14 protein-coding genes are annotated in these 18,976 nt (G+C 58.4%); 5 read left to right on the top strand and 9 right to left on the bottom strand.

Annotation, left to right across the window (positions count from 1 at the left end; genetic code table 11):
- Positions 1 to 109: 109 nt before the first annotated feature.
- The 5 genes from hupB to tig form a co-directional block, all read right to left on the bottom strand.
- A complete protein-coding gene (gene hupB / locus I6L46_RS05225) occupies positions 110 to 382 on the bottom strand; it encodes a nucleoid-associated protein HU-beta (protein ID WP_005315375.1) in 273 nt (90 codons plus the stop codon).
- A gap of 240 nt (positions 383 to 622) precedes the next feature.
- Positions 623 to 2,977, bottom strand: a complete 2,355-nt coding sequence (gene lon / locus I6L46_RS05220) for an endopeptidase La (RefSeq protein ID WP_005336976.1) — start codon at positions 2,975 to 2,977, stop codon at positions 623 to 625.
- 141 nt (positions 2,978 to 3,118) lie between these two features.
- Positions 3,119 to 4,393 carry an ATP-dependent protease ATP-binding subunit ClpX gene (gene clpX / locus I6L46_RS05215; RefSeq protein WP_005336977.1) on the bottom strand — a complete coding sequence of 425 codons (1,275 nt, stop codon included), beginning with the start codon at positions 4,391 to 4,393 and terminating at the stop codon, positions 3,119 to 3,121.
- A 70-nt stretch (positions 4,394 to 4,463) separates the two neighbouring features.
- Positions 4,464 to 5,087: an ATP-dependent Clp endopeptidase proteolytic subunit ClpP gene (gene clpP, locus I6L46_RS05210; protein ID WP_005336979.1), complete on the bottom strand. Its 624-nt coding sequence runs from the start codon at positions 5,085 to 5,087 to the stop codon at positions 4,464 to 4,466.
- 86 nt (positions 5,088 to 5,173) lie between these two features.
- Positions 5,174 to 6,484 (bottom strand): trigger factor, encoded by a 1,311-nt coding sequence (gene tig / locus I6L46_RS05205; RefSeq protein WP_216977547.1) that lies wholly within the window; start codon positions 6,482 to 6,484, stop codon positions 5,174 to 5,176.
- Between the two features lie 441 nt (positions 6,485 to 6,925).
- Here tig and I6L46_RS05200 point away from each other — a divergent pair, with 441 nt between their 5' ends.
- Together I6L46_RS05200 and yfbR are read left to right on the top strand one after the other, a co-directional pair.
- Complete coding sequence (locus I6L46_RS05200) at positions 6,926 to 7,360, top strand: YccF domain-containing protein (protein ID WP_005336982.1); 435 nt, start codon at positions 6,926 to 6,928, stop codon at positions 7,358 to 7,360.
- Between the two features lie 92 nt (positions 7,361 to 7,452).
- On the top strand, positions 7,453 to 8,043 hold the full coding sequence (gene yfbR / locus I6L46_RS05195) for a 5'-deoxynucleotidase (protein ID WP_216977546.1): 591 nt from the start codon (positions 7,453 to 7,455) through the stop codon (positions 8,041 to 8,043).
- An 87-nt stretch (positions 8,044 to 8,130) separates the two neighbouring features.
- On the opposite strand, the gene lolE is transcribed toward yfbR, so the two are convergent.
- The 3 genes from lolE to I6L46_RS05180 form a co-directional block, all read right to left on the bottom strand.
- On the bottom strand, positions 8,131 to 9,372 hold the full coding sequence (lolE, locus tag I6L46_RS05190) for a lipoprotein-releasing ABC transporter permease subunit LolE (protein WP_005360064.1): 1,242 nt from the start codon (positions 9,370 to 9,372) through the stop codon (positions 8,131 to 8,133).
- Positions 9,372 to 10,070, bottom strand: coding sequence for a lipoprotein-releasing ABC transporter ATP-binding protein LolD (gene lolD / locus I6L46_RS05185; protein WP_005336988.1), 699 nt, complete (start codon positions 10,068 to 10,070; stop codon positions 9,372 to 9,374). Before lolD ends, lolE begins: the two co-directional genes overlap by 1 nt.
- A gap of 88 nt (positions 10,071 to 10,158) precedes the next feature.
- Positions 10,159 to 11,394 carry a lipoprotein-releasing ABC transporter permease subunit gene (locus tag I6L46_RS05180; RefSeq protein WP_139405404.1) on the bottom strand — a complete coding sequence of 412 codons (1,236 nt, stop codon included), beginning with the start codon at positions 11,392 to 11,394 and terminating at the stop codon, positions 10,159 to 10,161.
- A gap of 76 nt (positions 11,395 to 11,470) precedes the next feature.
- On the opposite strand from I6L46_RS05180, the gene I6L46_RS05175 reads away from it, so the two are divergent.
- Positions 11,471 to 12,046 (top strand): hypothetical protein, encoded by a 576-nt coding sequence (locus tag I6L46_RS05175; RefSeq protein WP_005336991.1) that lies wholly within the window; start codon positions 11,471 to 11,473, stop codon positions 12,044 to 12,046.
- Between the two features lie 55 nt (positions 12,047 to 12,101).
- The gene (mfd, locus tag I6L46_RS05170) at positions 12,102 to 15,584 is read left to right on the top strand and encodes a transcription-repair coupling factor (RefSeq protein WP_216978014.1); all 3,483 of its coding nucleotides are present in this window, start codon (positions 12,102 to 12,104) and stop codon (positions 15,582 to 15,584) included.
- Between the two features lie 231 nt (positions 15,585 to 15,815).
- Here the strand turns inward: mfd and fbp are convergent, their stop codons facing one another.
- A complete protein-coding gene (gene fbp / locus I6L46_RS05165) occupies positions 15,816 to 16,865 on the bottom strand; it encodes a class 1 fructose-bisphosphatase (RefSeq protein ID WP_216977545.1) in 1,050 nt (349 codons plus the stop codon).
- Between the two features lie 382 nt (positions 16,866 to 17,247).
- Here fbp and I6L46_RS05160 point away from each other — a divergent pair, with 382 nt between their 5' ends.
- Positions 17,248 to 18,864 (top strand): peptide ABC transporter substrate-binding protein, encoded by a 1,617-nt coding sequence (locus I6L46_RS05160; RefSeq protein WP_216977544.1) that lies wholly within the window; start codon positions 17,248 to 17,250, stop codon positions 18,862 to 18,864.
- The last annotated feature ends 112 nt before the right edge of the window (positions 18,865 to 18,976 follow it).

Below are 18,976 nucleotides of genomic sequence, written 5' to 3'. Positions count from 1 at the left end.
AAAAGGCGCACCGATTGCGATGCGCCTTGGTCAATCAGTATGAGAGAAGACTCTCTAACTTGTCTGGTCTGCGACCAAGGACGGTAGCCGACGGATATCAGCGACCGACTTAGTTAACAGCGTCTTTCAGGGCCTTACCGGCTTTGAAGGCAGGAACTTTACCAGCAGCGATTTCGATGGTCGCGCCAGTCTGCGGGTTACGGCCTGAACGGGCAGCACGCTCGCGCACAGCGAAAGTACCGAAACCAACCAGAGCAACCTGGTCACCCTCTTTCAGCGCTTCACCAACAGCATCAATGAAGGCATCCAACGCACGGCCAGCGGCAGCTTTGGAGATATCGGCACCGTCTGCAATCTTGTCAATCAGTTGAGATTTATTCACTCTTATATTCCCCTTTTATCAAACACCGCTGCGGCGCTGATTTCCCTGGCCACAACAAGTGGAGGTTTTATAGCAAGCCTCCTGATCAGTTGCAAGTGACAATCTGGCGCAAACCCGCGCCACACAACGCATTGCGACTCATCACGAGTACCCGATCGGTGGTCAAGGCTACTTCCGTTATCGGGCGCATGCAAGCCTTAACCACCCGTCGAATGCGCCAAATTTGCGGCGCATCAACATTTACACGACAGAAACGCGCTCAAACCCCTGTGGATTGTCCTGCAACGCCAATTCCAGCACCTCGTCAATCCAGCGAACCGGATAAATTTCAAGGTCTTGTTTGACGTTTGCCGGGATCTCCTCAAGGTCACGCTCGTTCTCTTTCGGAATAAGCACTCGCTTGATGCCGCCACGATGGGCTGCCAGCAACTTTTCCTTGAGACCACCGATGGGCAGCACTTCGCCGCGCAAGGTGATCTCCCCTGTCATAGCCACATCAGCACGAACCGGATTACCGGTCAAGCTGGAGACCAGGGCGGTACACATGGCGATACCGGCGCTCGGACCATCTTTCGGGGTTGCCCCTTCCGGTACGTGCACGTGGATATCGCGCTTCTCGTAGAAGTCGGCGTTGATGCGCAGTTTCTCGGCACGGGCTCGTACGACCGTCATGGCCGCCTGAATGGACTCCTGCATCACGTCACCAAGGGAACCGGTATAAGTGAGCTTGCCCTTGCCCGGCATGTTGGTGGTCTCGATGGTGAGCAGATCGCCCCCCACTTCGGTCCACGCCAGACCACACACCTGACCCACCTGGTTCTGGTCGGTGGCCTTGCCGTAATCGAAACGCTGCACCCCGAGGAACTCCTTGAGGTTCTCCTGATTGACCTGAACATGCTTGATGCTCTTGTCCAGCAGGATGCGCTTGACCGCCTTGCGACAAATCTTGGAGATCTCGCGCTCCAGACTCCGCACCCCCGCCTCACGGGTGTAGTAGCGAATCACTCCGACCAGGGCAGAATCTTCAATGGTGATCTCGGACTCTTTCAGGCCGTTGCGCTGGATCTGCTTGGCAACCAGATGCTGCTTGGCAATGTTGAGCTTCTCATCTTCGGTGTAACCGGAGAGGCGGATCACTTCCATCCGGTCCAGCAAGGGACCCGGGATGTTCATGGAGTTGGAGGTGGCCACGAACATGACGTCCGACAGGTCATAATCCACTTCCAGGTAGTGATCGTTGAAGCTGTTGTTCTGTTCCGGATCAAGCACTTCCAGCAAGGCGGATGCGGGATCGCCGCGCATGTCCGAGCTCATCTTGTCGATCTCGTCGAGCAGGAACAGCGGGTTCTTCACACCGACTTTCGCCATCTTCTGGATGAGCTTGCCAGGCATGGAACCGATATAGGTACGGCGGTGACCACGGATCTCCGCTTCGTCACGCACCCCACCGAGGGCCATCCGCACATATTTGCGGCCGGTCGCCTTGGCGATGGATTGGCCCAGCGAGGTCTTGCCCACACCAGGAGGCCCAACCAGACAGAGGATGGGGCCCTTGAGCTTGTTCACCCGTGCCTGTACCGCCAGATATTCAAGGATGCGATCCTTGACCTTCTCCAGGCCATAGTGATCGGCATCCAGCACCTCTTGCGCCTTGCCAAGGTCTTTCTTGACCTTGGAGCGCGCTTTCCACGGCACCTGAACCATCCAGTCCACATAACTGCGCACCACGGTAGCCTCGGCAGACATGGGCGACATCATTTTCAACTTGGCAAGCTCGGCCTGAGCCTTTTCACGGGCATCTTCCGGCATGCCAGCCTCTTCAATCTTGCGATTGAGGGCTTCAAACTCATCCGGGCTATCTTCCAGCTCACCCAGCTCTTTCTGGATGGCCTTCATCTGCTCGTTGAGGTAATACTCGCGCTGGCTCTTTTCCATCTGCTTCTTGACGCGAGTACGGATGCGCTTCTCGACCTGCAGCAGGTCAATTTCCGACTCCATCATCGCCATCAGGAATTCGATGCGCTCGGAAACCGAGACGATCTCCAGCACCTTTTGCTTGTCTTCCAGCTTGAGCGGCATGTGGGCCGCCATGGTGTCAGCCAGACGCGCAGCATCGTCGATCGCCGAGATCGAGGTCAGTACCTCGGGCGGGATCTTCTTGTTGAGCTTGATATAACCTTCAAACTGGCCGATGGCGGAGCGAACCAGCACTTCCTGATCCTTCTCCTCAATGGCTTGGGAGGGGATGTACTGAGCCTCGCAGACAAAGAAATCCTTGTCGTCGATCATCCGCTCCAGGCGGGCACGCTGCCCACCCTCTACCAGCACCTTGACGGTGCCGTCCGGCAGCTTGAGCATCTGCAGAATATTGGCCACTGTCCCGACGGTGAAGATCTCCTCCACAGTCGGCTCATCGGTTGACGCATCCTTCTGGGCCACCAGCAGAACTTTCTTGTCCTGCTCCATGGCCGCTTCCAGACAGCGAATGGATTTTTCCCGCCCCACAAAGAGTGGAATGACCATGTGGGGATAAACCACCACGTCACGAAGAGGCAGGACGGGAATCTCGATGCGTTCTGAACGCTCTAGGTTCATATATGTCCTCTCGGCTTGTTATACCGTTGGCAAAGCGCTTGGCTGAGTATATGGGGGCGCTGAGATGAGATTCAATCGCCGAAACCGTAAAAAGCATGAAAGGGGCAAAAAGCCCCTTCCATTTGATTAAAAATCAGACATTTACTCTGATGCAGCAGCCTGGGTTTCGGGATTTTCGTAGATCATCAAGGGCGCAGAGTCCCCTTTGATCACGGTCTCGTCGATCACCACCTTGCTGACCCCTTCCAGAGAAGGCAGGTCATACATGGTATCCAGCAGCACGGCTTCCACGATGGAACGCAGACCACGAGCACCGGTTTTACGCTCCATCGCCTTGCGAGCAATGGCGTTGAGTGCGTCGTCACGGAACTCCAGCTCAACCCCTTCCAGATCGAACAACGCAGCGTACTGTTTGGTCAGCGCGTTTTTCGGCTCTTTCAGGATCTGGATAAGGGCAGACTCGTCCAACTCGGTCAGGGTCGCGACCACCGGCAGGCGGCCGATGAACTCGGGGATCAGACCATACTTGATCAGATCTTCCGGCTCTACCTTGGCGAAGGTCTCGCTCAGGGTGGCCTTGGCATCCTTGGATTTCACCTCGGCGCCAAAACCGATACCGGTTCCCTTCACGGAACGCTGCTCGATCACCTTGTCCAGACCAGCAAAGGCACCGCCGCAGATGAAGAGTATCTTGGAGGTATCAACCTGCAAGAACTCCTGCTGCGGATGCTTGCGACCACCTTGCGGCGGCACGGAAGCGATGGTCCCTTCGATCAGCTTGAGCAGTGCCTGCTGCACCCCTTCCCCGGAGACATCGCGGGTGATGGAGGGGTTGTCCGACTTGCGGGAGATCTTGTCGATCTCGTCGATGTAGACGATGCCACGCTGGGCCTTCTCTACGTCGTAGTCGCACTTTTGCAGCAGCTTCTGGATGATGTTCTCCACGTCCTCGCCCACATAACCGGCTTCGGTCAGGGTAGTCGCATCGGCCATGGTGAACGGCACATCCAGCAGACGAGCCAGAGTCTCGGCCAGCAGGGTTTTACCGCTACCGGTCGGGCCAATCAGCAGGATGTTGGATTTGCCCAGCTCCACACCACTGTTTTCGCCGCTGTTGCGCAGACGCTTGTAGTGGTTGTAGACGGCAACGGCCAACACCTTCTTGGCGTACTCCTGCCCGATCACATAGTCATCGAGATGAGCGCGGATCTGATGAGGGGTCGGCAGCTCGTTACCATCGCGCTTGGGCGAGATCTCGCGGATCTCTTCGCGGATGATGTCGTTGCACAGCTCGACGCACTCATCACATATGTAGACGGAAGGGCCAGCGATCAGCTTGCGCACTTCATGCTGGCTTTTGCCGCAAAAAGAGCAGTAGAGCAGCTTATCACCCTCACCCTTGCGTTTCTCTGTCATTCAGCAACCTCGTTTTATCAATAGAGGATGGATCAGCCTGTTGAGTTTACAACAGACCGGGACACCCTGCTCAGCTACGCTGGCTCAGGACACCGTCTACCAAACCATAGGCCACGGCCTGCTCGGCGGACATGAAGTTGTCACGATCGGTGTCACGCTCGATGGTAGCCATGTCCTGACCGGTGTGGAACGCCAGGCGCTCGTTCAGGGTATTTTTGATCTTCAGGATCTCCTGGGCGTGGATCTGGATATCAGATGCCTGACCCTGGAAGCCACCCAGCGGCTGGTGGATCATCACGCGGGCGTTAGGCAGGCAGAAACGCTTGCCCTTGGCACCGCCAGCCAGCAGGAAGGCCCCCATGGAGCAGGCCTGCCCCATGCAGACGGTGCTGACATCCGGCTTGATGAACTGCATGGTGTCATAGATGGACATGCCCGCAGTCACCGAACCACCCGGCGAGTTGATGTAGATATAGATGTCCTTGTCCGGATTCTCGGACTCGAGGAACAGCAGCTGGGCAACCACCAGATTGGCCATGTGATCTTCAACCTGACCAGTCAGGAAGATCACCCGCTCTTTTAGCAGACGGGAGTAAATATCGTAGGAACGTTCACCCTTGGCAGTCTGTTCGACCACGATGGGGACCAGCGCATTGCTGGGAGAATCGGTCATATCGTTATAGTTCTTGTACATAAGGCATTGTCCCTAAAATAAAATGGCCCGAGTGGAGATCACACGAGCCATTATACTTAACAGTCTTGACCTTAAGTCAAATGTTCTTAGGCAGCGGCGCCAGACTTGTTGATCACTTCGTCAAAGGCAACTTCTTTTTCGGTCACTTGCGCTTTGGACAGGATCAGGTCGATAGCTTGATCTTCTACTGCCAGGTTACGAACGCCGTTCAGCATCTGTTCGTTCTTCTGGTAGTACTCGATCACTTCCTTCGGATCTTCGTAGGCAGTCGCCATGGACTCGATGATGCTGTTTACACGGGCATCGTCAGCCTTGATTTCGTTGGTACGGATCACGTCACCCAGCAGCAGGCCTACGCGTACACGACGCTCGGCTTGAGCTTGGAACAGTTCAGCCGGCAGCTCGGGAGCGTTACCGCCCTGGAAACCACCGAAGCGCTGCAGAGCCTGCTGACGCAGTGCGTCGATCTCTTGAGCAACGGCAGCTTTCGGCAGGTCGATTTGGTTGGCTTCAACCAGACCGTTCAGAACTTGCTCTTTCACGCTGTTTTTCAGGGCTTGAGCCAGTTCGCGCTCCATGTTCTTGCGCACTTCGGCTTTCAGCTCTTCAACAGACCCGCTTTCGATACCGAAACGCTTCACGAATTCTTCGGTCAGCTCAGGCAGGATCTGCTCTTCAACCTTGATCAGCTTGGAAGCGAACTTGGCTTCTTTGCCTTTCAGGTTTTCAGCGTGGTAATCAGCCGGGAAGGTCACTTCGATGGTGAACTCGTCGCCCGCTTTCTTGCCCAGGATGGCATCTTCAAAGCCCGGGATCATACGGCCAGCGCCCAGCACCAGGCTGAAACCTTCAGCTTTGCCGCCGTCGAACTCTTCACCGTCGATGGAACCGACGAAGTCCATGGTCACACGCATGCCATTGGCAGCGGCAACATCGGCATCAGCCCAGGTAGCGTGCTGCTTGCGCAGGGTGTCGATCATGTTGGCCAGATCTTCGTCCTTCACGGTCGCAACCGGCTTCTCGACCTTGATGGTCTCGAGACCTGCAACTTCGAACTCCGGATACACCTCGAAAGTGGCGGTGAATTCGAAATCCTGACCTTCTTTGATCTCTTTCGGATCCATGGTCGGGGCACCGGCCGGGCTCAGTTTGTTTTCGATGATGGCTTTGATGAAGTTGCTCTGCATCATTTCATCAGCAACGCGGGCGTGAGCCATGGCGCCGAACATCTTCTTGATGATGGCAACCGGAGCCTTGCCAGGACGGAAACCGTCGATGCGACGAGTTTTGGCCAGGCCATTCAATTCTTTACGCACAGCGGCGTCTACGGTAGCGGCCGGTACAGTGATGGTAAGACGGCGTTCCAGACCCTGGGTTGTCTCTACAGAAACTTGCATTCTTCTACCTCGTTCAACTCAGCACTGTGTGCTGACCCTTTATTGCCCCTGGGCAAAGCCCGGAGTCTTCCTGTTTATAAAGACAACGATATGTCTTTGTGATGAGAAAATATGACGCGGCATTATAGCGGCGCACTTTGGTCGAGTCGAGCCACACATCCCCCACATTGAGCGGCGTGCAAGCACAATTCGTGCAAAACTACCCTTTATATGGGGAGAGAGGTGCCCGACTTCAACTATCCGATGGCAATAATTTTGCGTTTGCTCACCTTTTTTCATCCGAACGCCGCTTTATTGCCCATCTTTCGCCGAAAAACAGCCCACCGTTGCGGGCGGCGACTCAATTTGTCCAGCCAAATGGCGATTGGGCCAATCAACCATTGCGTCCCTACCCCTCCCTCGTTATGGTGACAACCAAATTGATGATCTGGAGTCACTCACATGGCCTTTTTCCGCTTCTTGTTCAATCTGCTCTGGTTTGTACTGGGAGGTGTCTTTATGGGCCTGGCCTGGTGGCTGGCCGGTCTTGTCTGCTTTATCTCGCTGGTCGGTATCCCCTGGGGACGAGCCTGCTTCGTGATCGGCACCTTTACCTTCTTCCCGTTTGGCAAGCAGGCGGTCAATCGCAAAACCATGACTGGCCAGAGCGATATCGGCACCGGCACGCTGGGGCTGATTGGCAACATCCTCTGGTTCGTGCTGATCGGTGTCTGGCTGGCCATCGGCCACATCGCTTCCGCGCTGGCCTGCTTCGTGACCATTATCGGTATCCCGTTCGGTATCCAGCACCTCAAGCTGGCGCTGATCAGCCTGGCTCCTATCGGCCAGATGATTGTGACCAACCAGGAGGCGGAATCGGGCCGCTATATCCGCTAAACACGGGAAATGCGCGGGCAGACGCTGCCCTGCAACGAAAAAAAGGGCAGACTAGGGTCTGCCCTTTTCTATTCTCTTTCGTTGAGGCCATCATGTTACCCAGCCACTTTTTCGCCAATCTCGCCCGCATGAAACTCATCTACCGCTGGCCCCTGATGCGCAACATCCAGCCGGAAAATATTGCCGAGCACAGCCTGCAGGTCGCCATGGTGGCCCATGCCCTCGGCATCATCAAAAACCGGCTTTTTGGCGGCAGCGTGAATGCCGACCGCGCCGCCGTCATGGCCCTCTACCACGACAGCAGTGAGGTGCTGACCGGCGATCTGCCCACCCCGGTCAAATACTTCAACCCCGAAATTGCCCGCGAGTACAAGAAGATAGAGCTGGCCGCCGAACAGCGTCTGCTTGGCATGCTGCCGCCGGAGCTGGTGGAGGATTTTCGCCCGCTGCTCGACTCGGCTATGCAGGATGATGAGCTGGCCAGGCTGGTCAAGGATGCCGACACCCTCTGCGCCTATACCAAGTGTCTGGAGGAGATCAACGCGGGCAACCGGGAGTTCGAACCTGCTCGCAAGCGCCTCGAGGCCATGCTGGCAGCGCGGATGAGCGATGAGATGCGCTACTTTATCGGCACCTTCGTGGCCAGCTTCTCCCTGCCGCTCGATGAGCTTAACGCCCACTAAGCCAGTCCACACGACCTGAAAACAGCAGGGCCCGCCGGTTTGCACCGACGGGCCCTTCGTTATTTATGGCACATTAGATACGGCGCATCAGTGACCCAGCTCGCGAGATGGCACCAGACCGCTCGCCCGCCAGGCGGGATAGAGGGTTGCCACCAGACTCATCAGGATGGCGGCGCCCGTCACGATAAGCAGATCCTGCATATGCAACTCGGTCGGCAAGAAGTCGATGAAATAGATATCCGGATTGAGGAAGCGGTGACCGATAAGCTTTTCGACAACGCTCAGGATCTGGGTCAGCTTGCTCGAAAGTAGTCCGCCCAGCAGGGCACCGAGCAGGGCACCGGCCACGCCGTTGACCATGCCCTGAATGACGAAGGTAAGCCTGATCTGGCCGGGGCTCGCCCCCATGGTCTTCAGGATGGCGATCTCGCTGCGCTTCTCGTTCACCGCCATCACCAGGGTGGAGACGATATTGAAGCAGGCGACGGCCACCACCATCAGCATCACCACATACATGACGGTACGCACCATCTGGATGTCCTGATAGAGGTAGCCCTGGCTGTTCATCCAGCTACGGATGTAAACATGATGGGGGAACTGCTGCGCGGCGGCTACCGTGATGGATTGCGCCTTGAGCACATCGCTCACCCGCAGGCTGAAGCCCTCCACATCGCTGCCCATGCCGGTGATCGCTTGCGCATCGGCCAGATGCATAAAGCCGAGCAACCCGTCGAGCTGACCGCCGATCTCCAGCAGCCCCACCACAGTCAGGGCTTCGCGCCGGGGATTCTTGATCCCAGTCTGATCACCCCCTTGTGGCAACAACAAACCAAGAGTGTCACCCACCTTGACGCCCAGTTTGTCGGCAATGGTCTTGCCAAGGATCACCCCACGCTCACCCGGTTGCAGCTCACGCAGGCCGCGGCCCGTCATGTATTTTCCCGCATCCGACAAATTGGCTTCCAGCTCCGGCAATACCGCGCGCAGTTGCACCCCCTTGAGGGCGGAGCCATGCTCCAGCAGGCCATTGAGGCGAATGACCGGCGCAGCGGCCTCGACGCCCGGTTGGGCCAGCAGGTAGTCACGAAGACGGGGCCAATCCGGCAGCGGCCGCTCGACGGCGTCCAGCTCACCTTGTGGCACCACGGAGAGCACCCTGTCTTTGAGCTCCCGCTCGAAACCGTTCATGGCGGAGAGGCCCAGGATCAGCGCCATCACCCCGAGGGCGATACCGATCAGGGAAGAGGCTGAGATAAAGGCGATAAACCCGTTGCGACGGCGGGAGCGGCTGTAACGCAGGCCCAGAAAGAGGGGCAGCGGTTTGAACATCAGGCAACCTCCGCCATCACGCCACTCACCAGGGTCACCCGGCGATGGAGCTTGGCCGCCAGGCTCAAGTCGTGAGTCACCACCACAAAGGCGGTGCCCAGTTCACGGTTCAGTTCACACAGCAGTTCATACACCGCGGTGGCACTGGCGTGATCCAGGTTACCGGTCGGCTCGTCCGCCAGCACCAGACTCGGTTCGTTGACCAGCGCCCGGGCGATCGCCACCCGCTGGCGTTCACCACCGGAGAGCTCGGAGGGACGGTGGTTCAAGCGATGGGAGAGCCCCACCCGCCCCAACATTTTGGTCGCCTTTTCGGTGGCAACCGCCACCGACTCACCGGCGATCAGCAGCGGCATCGCCGCATTTTCCAGCGCACTGAACTCGGAGAGCAGGTGGTGGAACTGATAGACAAAGCCCAGCTCGCGGTTGCGAAATCGAGCCTGGGTGCGGCTGTCCCAATGGTGGATATCCTCCCCCTTGAACAGCACGGCACCGCTGGATGGGTTGTCGAGGGCCCCCATCAGATGCAGCAGAGTGGTCTTGCCGGAGCCGGAGCTCCCCACCACCGCCAGCATTTCGCCGGGTGCGACGCAGAGATCGATCCCCTTGAGCACCTGAGTCTCCAGCTCTCCCTCTTTATAGACATGATTGAGCGCCTGGCAGCGCAGCAGAGGTTCACGGGATACGGCTTCATTCATAACAGGGGCTCCACTTGCCTCGGTAACAACGCTGGCACCCGCAACTACGGGGGCACCAGTCACAACAGAAGATGCATTATTCACGGCATTACTCATAACGCAGCGCCTCGGCCGGTTTCACCCGTGCGGCGCGTGCCGCCGGATAAAGGGTGGCACTGAAACTCAGCAGCACGGCGCCCAGCAAAATGGTGATGACCTGAGCCGGCTCGACAATCACCGGCAGGCCACTGCCGCCCGCCGCCATATAGAGGTTGAGCCCCACCGCATTGAGCAGAGGGTTGAGACCCAGGGAGAGCGCCAGGCCCGCCAGTCCGCCAAACAGGGCGCCAATCACCCCGCTGGAGGCGCCAAGTACCATGAAGATTTTGACGATCCCCGATTCACTCATGCCCATGGTGCGCAGGATGGCCACTTCACCCTCCTTGTCCGTCACCACCATCACCAGCGCGGAGAGGATGTTGAAAGTAGCGACGGCGATGATCAGCACCAGCATCAGCCCCATCATCCGTTTTTCCATGGCGACCGCTTGGAACAGCTCGCCCCGCTCGCGGCGCCAATCCTGCCACAGCAGCCCATCCGGCAACGGCGTCTTGATCACCTCGTCAGCGGCAAAGGGATCATCGAGCCAGAGGCGAATGCCACCGACGGTTTCTGTCGGCAGGCGTAGCAGCCGCTGGGCATCCCCCAGCGCGATCAGCGCAATCTGGTTATCCACATCGGCGCCGACCCCGAAGATACCGGAGACGGTAAAGAGGCGCTGGGCCGGTACCCGGCCAAACGGGGTGAAGCGGGTCCCTTCGGTCAGGATCAGACGAACCTGATCGCCGATGGAGACATTGAGGCGACGAGCCACCCCCTGCCCCAGCACGATGCGGTAGTGGCCGGCCTGCAGGGTATCGAGTCGCCCCCCCAGCATCTGGCTGTGGAGGATGTCATCCTTGGGCCACTTTGCAGGGTCGATCCCCTGCACGCTCACCCCGGTCAGCTGACCGGGGCTTTGCAGCATCCCTTCGCTGTCGAGCATGGGGGCCAAGGCAACCACATGGGGTAATTTGGCCAGATCAGGCAACCCTTGCGGGTCGGCATCAATGCGGCCAGCCTGATTGGTCACCACCACATGGGGGATCACCCCGAGGATGCGCCCTTTGAGCTGCCCTTCGAAACCGTTCATCACCGAAATGACCACCATCAGGGCGGCGACCCCGATGGCGATGCCAAAGGTAGAGAACAGGGAGATAAATGAGACGAAGCGATTGCTGCGCTTCGAGCCTGCATAACGCAGGCCGATGGCCAGCGAAAGGGGCTGAAAAAGTCCGGTCTTCAAGGATATGTACGTTGCCAACAAAATAAGATACCGGATAATAAAGGGAAACCGTCCATGACAACAAGGGATAGCCTCCATGCAGGAACAGTTCTTCAGCGTCACTCATGCCACGCCGGTCAATGTGATCCCCATGCCGGCCGACTTCCACCTCCCCTCGCTGGAGGAGCTGGACGCTGAGCTGCCGGAGCCCTTTCGGATCTCTTCGGCCATTACCTCCATCGATCTGGTGACCACCCGCCTGCTGCGCAACCAGAACGAGTCGATGCACGACCTGATCGAGATCGTCAATCAGCAGTCCCGCAAGATCGACATGATCATGGGCTATGTGCTCTCCCTGCAGGACCATCCGGAGCAGCGCTTCCACACCCTGCGCTTCGGGGCTGGCCAGCTCACCTACCTGCACCCCTATCATGATCACGGGGCTGCGCCGCACCTGCACCAGATAGTGCGCCTCAAGATCTTCCTGCGGGAAGAGGCGGCCGCCATCTACTGCTATGGCCAGGTCAAACAGCTCGACGGCGGTGAACATGGCACCCATGTGCAGCTCGACTATGTGCGGATCCGCGAAGATGACCGTGAACTGCTGGTTCGTGCCAGCCTCCACGTGCAATCGAAGCAGCTCAAGCTGCGCGCCCAAGAACGTCAGCGCTAACCAGAGCGAACGTCGCGATAGATAACGTCAACGTTAAAAGAATCGAATCATGCCAATGACACTCCCCGCCTTGCCCGCCAAAGCGGGCCAAAAGATCACGCTCGGCCAGCTGGTCGGCAGCAGCCTCTCGCTGATTGCAGCCCGTCTCACCAGTGAAGCCAAGGGGCCGGTACTGCTTATCACCGCCGATACCCCGAGCGCCCTGCGCCTGGAGCAGGAGCTGCAGTATTTGCTGACAGACAAACTGCTGGCAGACAAGCAGCTAGCCGATCAGTCCGCCCCCGTATTGCTGTTCCCCGATTGGGAGACCCTGCCCTACGACACCTTCTCTCCCCATCAGGACATCATCTCCCAGCGACTCGAGACCCTCTACAAGCTGCCGCAGATGAGCAAGGGGGTGCTGATTGTCCCCATCTCCACCCTGATGTTGCGCTGCGCCCCCCGGGTCTATCTCGACAAATACAGCCTGATGGTGAAGGCCGGTCAGCGCCTCAACCTGCAACAGCTGCGCGGGCGGCTGGCCGAGGCGGGTTACGTGGCGGTGGATCAGGTGCTGGAACATGGCGAATTTGCCGCCCGCGGCTCCCTGCTCGATCTCTTCCCCATGGGCAGTAGCAGCCCCTATCGCATCGACTTCTTCGACGATGAAGTGGACTCCATCCGCCCATTCGATCCCGAGACCCAGCGCTCCAGCGAACCGGTCAAGACGGTCAGCCTGCTGCCCGCCCGGGAATACCCTACCGACGAGGCGGCCATCGAACTGTTTCGCGGCCAGTTCCGCGAGCAGTTCGAGCTGTCGCGGGCCGAGGGCTCCGTCTATCAGGAGGTGAGCAAGGGACGCTGGCCCGCCGGCATCGAGTATTATCTGCCGCTCTTCTTCAACCAGACTGCCAGCCTGTTTGACTACCTGCCGGAAGAGACCCTGCTGCTCACTGTGGGGGACATCTACCCCGCCGCCCAGCGTTTCTGGAACGACATCGGCCAGCGCTATGAAGACAGACGCTGGGACAACACCCGCCCCCTGCTGCCACCGGCTCAGCTCTATCTGCCGGTGGAGCAGCTCTTTGCCTCCCTCGGCCAATATGGCGCGGTGCGGCTGCAAGAGGCCGCTACCGCTGGTGATGCTGGTCAGCACGATCTGCCCATCTCGGCCCTGCCGGATCTGCAACTCGATCACAGCAAGGAGCAACCCCTGCTGGCGCTCAACCAGTTCCTGCAAGGCTTTGCCGGGCGCACCCTGTTTGCGGTGGAATCCGAAGGGCGACGGGAGGTGCTCGGCGATCTGCTGGCGCGTATCTCGCTGCAACCTAAAGAGTTCCCCTCCCTCGACGCCTTTATGGCAAGCCAGGATCGCCACGGCCTCTTGGTTGCACCGCTTGAGCGTGGCTTCCTGTGGCAGGAGGTCGGTCAGGATCCACTGGCGCTGATCACCGAGACCGAACTGCTGGGCGGCAAAGTGCGCAGCAAGCGGGCGCGGGAGAAGAGCAAAAACTTAAGCTCCGATACGGTGATCAGAAACCTGGGCGAGCTGACCCAGGGTCAGCCAGTGGTCCATCTGGATCACGGGGTCGGCCGCTATCTGGGGCTCGAAACCATCGACGCCGGTGGCCTGCCCACCGAGTTTTTGACCCTCGAATATGCCGGCGGCGACAAGCTGTTCGTGCCGGTCACCAGTTTGCACCTTATCAGCCGCTATACAGGCTCTGATAACCCGCCCAGCCACAAGCTCGGCGGTGAAGCCTGGAGCAAGGCGCGGCGCAAGGCGGCGGAGAAGGTGCGCGACGTGGCAGCCGAATTGCTGGATGTCTACGCTCATCGCGCCGCTCGAGCCGGTTTTGCCTTCAAGCACGATAAAGAGGCCTATCGCCAGTTTGCCGCCAGCTTCCCGTTCGAGGAGACCGACGATCAGCTCAACGCCATCAATGCGGTGCTGGGGGACATGTGTCAGGCCAAGAGCATGGACCGATTGGTGTGCGGCGACGTGGGTTTCGGCAAGACCGAAGTGGCGATGCGGGCGGCGTTTGTGGCGGTGCACGGCGGCAAACAGGTCGCCGTGCTGGTGCCCACCACCCTGCTCGCCCAGCAGCACTACGACAACTTCCGCGACCGCTTCGCCAACTGGCCGGTGCGGGTCGAGGTGCTGAGCCGCTTCCGCTCCGCCAAGGAGCAGAGCGCTGTGATGAAGGAATTGGCCGAAGGCAAGGTGGACATCATCATCGGCACCCACAAGCTGCTCGGCTCCGAGCTCACTTTCAAGGATCTGGGGCTGCTCATCGTCGATGAGGAGCACAGATTCGGGGTGCGCCAGAAGGAGAAGATCAAGGCGCTACGGGCCGATGTGGATATCCTCACTCTCACCGCCACCCCTATTCCGCGCACCCTCAACATGGCGATGTCCGGCATGCGGGATCTCTCCATCATCGCGACTCCGCCCGCCAAGCGGCTCGCCATCAAGACCTTCGTGCGCCAGCACGAACCGGCGGTGGTGCGCGAGGCGGTGTTGCGGGAATTGAAGCGTGGCGGTCAGGTCTACTACCTGCACAACGACGTGGAGAGCATCGAGAAGTGCGCCGCCGATCTTGCCGAATTGGTGCCGGAGGCCCGCATCGGCATCGCCCACGGCCAGATGCGCGAGCGCGACCTTGAGCGGATCATGTCCGACTTCTACCACCAGCGCTTCAACCTGCTGGTCTGCACCACCATCATCGAGACCGGCATCGACGTGCCAAGCGCCAACACCATCATCATGGATCGGGCGGATCATCTCGGTCTGGCCCAGCTGCACCAGCTGCGGGGCCGGGTTGGCCGCTCCCACCATCAGGCCTATGCCTACCTGCTCACCCCCCATCCCAAGCTGATGACCAAGGATGCGGCCAAGCGTCTGGAGGCGATCGCCTCGCTCGAAGATCTCGGTGCCGGTTTTGCGCTGGCGACCCACGATCTGGAGATCCGTGGCGCGGGCGAACTGCTCGGCGACGATCAGAGCGGCCAGATTGAATCGGTCGGCTTCACCCTCTATATGGAGATGCTGGAGCAGGCGGTCGAGGCGCTGAAAAATGGCAAGGAGCCGTCGCTGGAGCAACTGATGAGCCAGCACACCGAGGTGGAGCTCCGCCTGCCTGCGCTGTTGCCGGATGGCTATATTCCGGACGTCAATATGCGCCTCTCCATGTACAAGCGGATCGCCAGTGCGGCGGACGAGCAGGAGCTGCGGGAGCTGAAAGTGGAGCTGATCGACCGCTTTGGTCTCTTGCCGGAGGCGACCAAAACCCTGCTGGAGCTGGCCGCTTTCCGCCAGCGTGCCACCGCCCTTGGCATTCGCCGGGTGGAGATGAGCGAGCGCGGTGGCTATCTGGACTTCACCCAGGAGACCAAGGTCAATCCGGCCTATCTGGTCAAACTGCTCTCCAGCCAGCCAAGGGTCTACAAGATGGACGGGCCGACCCGGCTGCGCTTCCAGGTGCCGACCCAGGATCGCGCCATGCGCCTGAAACTGGTGGATGGATTGCTGGCTGATCTGGCCAACAACAGCCTGTGAATCTCTGCAACGCTGGCGGCGAGCCAGAGAGATAACGCCAACTAAAACGGGAGCCATATCGGCTCCCGTTTTGTTTACGTTGGCTGGTGATTAGCGTCTCCCTTCTCTCCTTGTGGGAGAAGGGTCGGGGATGAGGGGGGCAGTGAAAACCATTCCCCTCACCCTGCCCTATCCCAGGGGGAGAGGGAGTCGCGCCGGTAAATGTTGGGCTTCGCTGTGCTCAACACCAACCTACACCTCTGACGAGCAGCCCTGGTTGGCTGGAGCCTCATGGGCGGAGAACTCGCGCATAAAGGCCTCGGCGCGCTCCACCATCTTGGTCGAGCCAACAAAGTAAGGGGTACGCTGGTGCAGCGCAGTGGGCTGGATATCCATGATGCGGCCAAAGCCGTCGGAGGCCTTGCCACCAGCCTGCTCCACCAGAAACGCCATCGGGTTGCACTCATAGAGCAGACGCAACTTGCCATTCGGCGAGTTAGTGCCGGACGGATAGATGTAGATGCCGCCCTTGAGCAGGTTGCGATGGAAATCGGAAACCAGGGAGCCGATATAACGTGAGGTGTAGGGTCTGTGGGTCGCTTCGTCGCGCTCCTGGCAATATTTGAGGTACTTCTTCACCCCGTCCGGGAACTTGATGTAGTTACCCTCGTTGATGGAGTAGATCTTGCCCTCTTCCGGAATGCGGATGTTCTCGTGGGAGAGGCAGAAGCAGCCGATGGAGGGATCGTAGGTAAAGCCGTTGACGCCAAACCCTGTGGTGTAGACCAGCATGGTGGAGGAGCCGTAGACCACATAACCGGCGGCGACCTGACGGTTGCCCGGTTGCAGGAAGTCCTCCAGCGTCACCGGCGAACCCTGCGGGCTCAAACGGCGGTAGATGGAGAAGATGGTCCCGACCGAGACGTTGACGTCGATATTGGAAGAGCCATCGAGCGGGTCGATCAGCACCACATACTTGGAGTTTTTGGAGAGTGGCGAGTCAAAGGCCACGAAGTCCTCTTCCTCTTCCGAGGCCATGCCGCACACCTCGCCGCGCGCTTCCAGCGCCGCCTTGAAGCGTTCGTTGGCATAAACATCCAGCTTCTGCTGCACCTCGCCCTGTACGTTTTCAGCGCCCATGGAACCGATGATATCCGCCAGTCCCGCCTTGTTGATCTCCCGGTTCACCACCTTGGCAGCAAGGCGGATCGAGCTGAGCAACGAGGTCAGCTCACCAGTCGCGGTAGGATAATCCGCCTGCTTTTTGACGATGAACTCACCCATGGTGATCATGTTTCGCATTTTTGTTCCTTTAGATCGCATCCGTTGGCGTTGAAAACGTTTGCAGGCATCGGCAAAAAAAATGCCGATCACCGGCGGCCTTGATTTGTAACCTAATGTAACGTCTGTTTTTTGTTTTTGCAGCGAATTAAGCGGCCTATTAAATAGGCTATTTCGCCTCATGTTATGGTAAAAGAGGCTTTTTATTCGGTTTCAATCGATAACTTTTGGCCCCTTAATTCGTGGCAATAACCTGCTGCAAGCCATGATCCGACTGGCCTTGGACCATTAAAAATGGAGTCTGATGGGCCTGCCGTTCCCTCAGCCATTGCCTCTTGAGATCCGATCGCCAATCCAGCACACTGATTTCGCTTTGGAAGCAAATAAAACTCAAGGATTATCAATGAACAAGACTCTCATTGCCGGCATGGTAGCCGGACTGTTTGCCCTTCCCGCCGGGGCTGCCCAGGTGCCTGCCGGTACCAAGCTGCTGCCGGATGCCCAACAAATATACGTGACCAATATCGGCACCGAGCCCACCACCATTGACCCCCAGCTGGTAGAAGAGACCGCCGGTAGTGCCATCGTCAACGATCTGTTTGAAGGGCTCTATGAGCTGGATAATACCGGCAAGATCAAGCCAGCAGGTGCCGTCAGCTACGACGTCGACAAGACAGGTACCATCTACACCTTCAAACTGAGGCCCGAGGCCAAGTGGTCAAACGGTGAACCGGTCACCGCCGCCGATTATGTCTACGGCTGGCAACGGGCGGCCGATCCCAAGACGGCCTCCAACTACGCCTGGTTTATCGAATTGACCGGAGTGGTCAATGCAAGCGAGGTGACCCAGGGCAAGAAGAGCCCGTCAGAGCTCGGGATCAAGGCGCTCGATGACCACACCCTGCAGGTTACCCTGAAAAATCCGGTCCCCTTCTTCCTGAAGACGCTGGCCCACTACACCACGTTCCCGGCCCCCAAGGCCACCATTGAAAAATTCGGCAAGGATTGGGTCAAACCGGGCAATATCGTCTCCAACGGTGCCTTTGTACTCAAGGAGTGGACCCCCAACGAGCGGCTGAGTGCCGAGCGCAATACCCACTACTGGAACAACCAGCACACCGTCCTGAACAAGGTGATCTATCTGGAGATCGTCTCGGAAACCGCCGCCTACAACCGCTATCGCACCGGTGAACTGCACTACACCACTTATCCGCTGGAGCAGTACAAGCAGCTCAAGAGCAAGAGCCCGGAAGAACTGGTCAGCGTCCCCACACTGGCCAGCTATTACTATGTCTTCAATACCCAGCGCAAACCGTTCGATGACCCGAAAGTACGCAAGGCGCTCTCGCTCGCCATCGACCGGGAGACCATCACCGACAAGATCCTGGGACAGGGACAAATTGCTGCATATAGCTTCACGCCCCCCATTGTGGACGGTTTTGAATTGAAAAAACCGGCCAGCCAGCTGCAGAGCAAAGAGGAGCGGATCAAGCAAGCCAAAGCCCTGTTGGCCGAAGCGGGATATGGCCCGGACAAGCCACTCACAGTGGACATTCTCTACAACACCAACGAGAGCCACAAAAAGATTGCGCTGGCTGTCTCCTCCATGTGGAAACACAACCTGGGGGTCACTGCCACCCTCAACAACATGGAGTGGAAGACCATGGTCTCGGCACTCAACGAGGGGGATTTCGGGGTTAGCCGCTATGGTTGGAACGGGGATTATAACGATGCCTCCACCTTCCTCGACATCATGACCTCCAGCAGCAGTGCCAACAGCGGCAAGTGGTTCAACAAGGAGTACGACGCCCTGCTGGCCAAAGCCCACGACTCGCTGGATCCCGCTGAACGCAATGCCCTGTATCAACAGGCAGAGGCACTCATTGATGCGGATGCCCCCATCGCTCCCATCTATTTCTCGGTCAAATCCAGGTTGCTCAAGCCTTTCGTGAAAGGCTATCCCCACCTTAACCCGCAGGATGTGGTCTACAGCAAGGAGCTCTATCTGGTTGCTCAATAGACACTGACTGAACAGATCAACCAGACTTGCTGACCTTTGTTGTAGTGATGGTCAAGAGAGGCAGCTTCAAGTCCAGGTAATCTGAGTTGGACCGCCGATATCTGCAACAAGC

This window comes from Aeromonas sp. FDAARGOS 1416 (assembly GCF_019048085.1).
Taxonomy (GTDB): Bacteria; Pseudomonadota; Gammaproteobacteria; order Enterobacterales; family Aeromonadaceae; genus Aeromonas; species Aeromonas veronii.
Note: the sequence above shows the minus strand (reverse complement) of the source record. Positions and strands in the feature narration are given on the sequence as shown.